The following is a 3,083-nucleotide window of genomic DNA, read 5'->3' as shown; positions in this document are numbered from 1 at the left end:
GGACGACGCGGTCGGCGCCGTGCGGCTCGAGCGACGCGACCGCCGCGCTGGTGCGCGCGGCGTCGAGGTCGGTGACGACCACGTGGGCCCCGTGCTCCAGCAGCCGCTGCGCGACGGCCAGGCCGATGCCGCCTGCCGCGCCGGTGACGACCGCGACGCTCCCCTCGACCTTCATGCGCCGACCTCCGCCGTGCGGATCGCGTCGCGGTCGATCTCGCGCTTCAGGATCTTGCCCGTCGCGCCCTTCGGCAGCGTGGTGACGAACTGGTAGAGCCGGGGCACCTTGTAGGCCGACAGCTGCACCTTGGCCCAGGAGCGCAGCTCCTCACCGGTCAGCTCCGCGCCCTCGCGCAGGGCGACGACCGCGGCGACCTCCTCGCCGAAGTGGGCGTCGGGCACGCCGACCACGGCCACCTCGACGACGTCGGGGTGCTCGTACAGCACCTCCTCGACCTCGCGGGGGTACACGTTGTAGCCGCCGCGGATGATCAGGTCCTTCGCGCGGTCGACGATGCTGAGGTAGCCCTCGGCGTCGAGCCGGCCGAGGTCGCCGGTCTTGAGCCAGCCGTCCTGCAGGTCGGCGGCCGTGGCGTCGGGACGGTTGCGGTAGCCCTTCATGATCGTCGGGCCCTTGAGGAAGACCTCGCCGACGACGTCGGGCCCGACGACCGCGCCGAGCGGGTCGCGGACCTCGATCGCGGTGCCTGGCAGGGCCGGTCCGACCGTGCCCGCCTTCTGGGGCCGGTTGATGTCGTTGAAGGTGGCCGCACCGGTCGACTCGGTGAGGCCGTAGCCCTCCAGGATCGTGCAGCCGAATCGGTCGCGGAAGGCGCGCATGACCTCCACCGGCAGCGACGCGCCGCCGGACGTGGCCAGTCGGAGCTGCTCGAAGTCCGACGGACCGAACGCGTCGGTCGCGGCGTGCAGCATCGCGTTCCACATCGTCGGCACGCCGGCGAGGACCGTCAGGCGGTCGCGGCGGACCATCTCCAGCATCGCGGTCGGCTCGAAGGGCGCGAGCAGCGAGAGCGACGCTCCGGTGACCAGCACCGTGTTCATGACGACCGCCTGGCCGTACACGTGGAAGAGCGGGAGGCCGGTGCCGAAGCGGTCCTCCGCCGTCAGGTTGAGCACGGGCAGGAACGAGTCGGTGGTGTCGATCAGGTTGGCCGCGGTGAGCTCGACGCCCTTGGGCCGGCCGGTGGTGCCGGAGGTGTAGAGGATGATCGCGGTGTCGTCGGGGGCGTGGTCGTGCGCGGCCGGCAGCGGATCGGTGTCGAAGCGCGCGCCGTCCTCGACGCGCCAGAAGGTGGTGCCCCGCTCGGCAGCGGCGGCGGACGCAGCAGCGTCGCACTCGTGCCAGGCCAGCACCAGCGACGCCTCCGCGTCGTCGAGCACGTAGCCGATCTCGGCGGCCGTGGCCATCGTGTTCATCGTGATGACGCTGACGCCGACGGCGTGCAGGCCCAGGTAGAGCACGGGGAACTCCACGATGCTGGGCGCGATCAGGACCACGCGGTCCCCGGGGCGCAGACCCGCTGCGGCCACGGCGCCGCCGACGCGGGCGCTCGCCTCCCGGAGCTCGCCGTAGGTCAGGTCGCCCCGCCCGGAGCGCACCGCCATCCGCTGCGGGTCGCGTTCCGCGTTGGACCAGACCGTCGCTGCCACGTTCACCATGCGTCCTCGTCTCCTCACCTTCGATGTGACCGGTCTCACGTGACCTGGCTCACGTCGAGCAACGTACTTGAACCCGGGTTCAGGTTCAAGTACGTTGCCGAGAAAACTTCCGAGAATCCTTCGACAGGAGTCCCCGTGCCCAGAGCAGCGATCGTCGCCACCGCCCGCACCCCGATCGGCAAGGCGTACCGCGGCGCCTTCAACGACACGCCCGCCGTGGAGCTCGCGGGCCACGCCGTCCGCCACGCGGTGGAGCGCGCCGGCGTCGACCCGGCCGAGGTGGAGGACGTGGTCATGGGCTGCGCGATGCCCGAGGGCGCCTCGGGGTTCAACGTCGCCCGGCAGGCCGCACTGCGCGCCGGGCTGCCGGTGTCGGTACCCGGCTCGACCGTCGATCGTCAGTGCTCGTCGGGACTGATGGCCGTCGCGATCGCGGCCAAGCAGATCCTGGTGGACGGGCAGAGGGTCGCGGTCGGGGGCGGGGTCGAGTCGATCTCGTTGGTGCAGAACGAGCACCTGAACACCCACCGCGCCGGCGACCCCTGGCTGCGCGAGCGGGTGCCGGGTCTGTACCTTCCGATGCTGCACACCGCCGAGAACGTGGCCTCGCGCTACGGCGTCAGCCGCGAGCGCCAGGACGAGATGGGGCTGCAGTCGCAGCTGCGCGCGGCAGCCGCCCAGGAGGCCGGCCACCTCGCCGAGGAGATCGCCCCCATCACGGTGCACACGCTCCGCACCGACAGGACCACCGGTGAGACGTCACGGGTCGAGGTGACCGTCTCGGCCGACGAGGGCGTGCGCGCCGGCACGACGGCGGAGGGTCTGGCCGGGCTCCGCACCGTGCTGGAGCCCGGCGACGTGACCGCGCACCCGACGGTCACCGCCGGCAACGCCTCCCAGCTCAGCGACGGCGCGTCGGCCAACGTCCTGATGGACGCCGACCTCGCGGCCTCCCGGGGCATCGACCCGCTCGGCTACTACGTCGGCATCGCGGTCACCGGGTGCGAGCCCGACGAGATGGGCATCGGTCCGGTCGCGGCGATCCCCCGGCTCCTCGACCAGCACGGCCTGACGGTCGGCGACGTCGGCGTGTGGGAGCTCAACGAGGCGTTCGCCTCCCAGGCGGTGCACTGTCGCGACGTGCTCGGCATCGATCCCGAGCGGATGAACGTCGACGGCGGCGCCATCGCCCTGGGACACCCCTACGGCATGACCGGATCGCGCGCCGTCGGCCACGCGCTGCTCGCGGGGCGCCGGCTGGGTGCCCGCTGGGTCGTGGTGACGATGTGCGTCGGAGGTGGGATGGGCGCCGCAGGACTCTTCGAGGTCGCCCTCTGACCCTGCCCTCCGCGCGTCCGAGCCCGACCGCGAACGCAGATCCTTGCGCCCCCCGCGGCCCGCTCTCC

The 3,083-nt window shown here is 72.6% G+C and carries 3 protein-coding genes; 1 reads left to right on the top strand and 2 read right to left on the bottom strand.

All coding sequences use genetic code 11. The features are described from left to right. The coding region (locus A6Q79_RS15625; protein ID WP_317698723.1) for an SDR family NAD(P)-dependent oxidoreductase at nt 1-175 on the bottom strand (175 nt) is incomplete at its 3' end. After that, complete coding sequence (locus A6Q79_RS15620) at nt 172-1,677, bottom strand: AMP-binding protein (protein ID WP_286690282.1); 1,506 nt, start codon at nt 1,675-1,677, stop codon at nt 172-174. The genes A6Q79_RS15620 and A6Q79_RS15625, both read right to left, overlap by 4 nt. Nucleotides 1,678-1,812: 135 nt before the next feature. On the opposite strand from A6Q79_RS15620, the gene A6Q79_RS15615 reads away from it, so the two are divergent. Next, complete coding sequence (locus A6Q79_RS15615; RefSeq protein WP_067853965.1) at nt 1,813-3,015, top strand: acetyl-CoA C-acyltransferase; 1,203 nt, start codon at nt 1,813-1,815, stop codon at nt 3,013-3,015. The last annotated feature ends 68 nt before the right edge of the window (nt 3,016-3,083 follow it).

The organism is Aeromicrobium sp. REDSEA-S32_B7 (assembly GCF_001626145.1).
GTDB classification, from domain to species: Bacteria; Actinomycetota; Actinomycetes; order Propionibacteriales; family Nocardioidaceae; genus Aeromicrobium; species Aeromicrobium erythreum.
Note: the sequence above shows the minus strand (reverse complement) of the source record. Positions and strands in the feature narration are given on the sequence as shown.

Excerpts from the sequence above, each read along its gene's own strand:
- A6Q79_RS15620 (WP_286690282.1), bottom strand. The coding sequence starts at position 1,677 with ATGGTGAACGTGGCAGCGACGGTCTGGTCCAACGCGGAACGCGACCCG.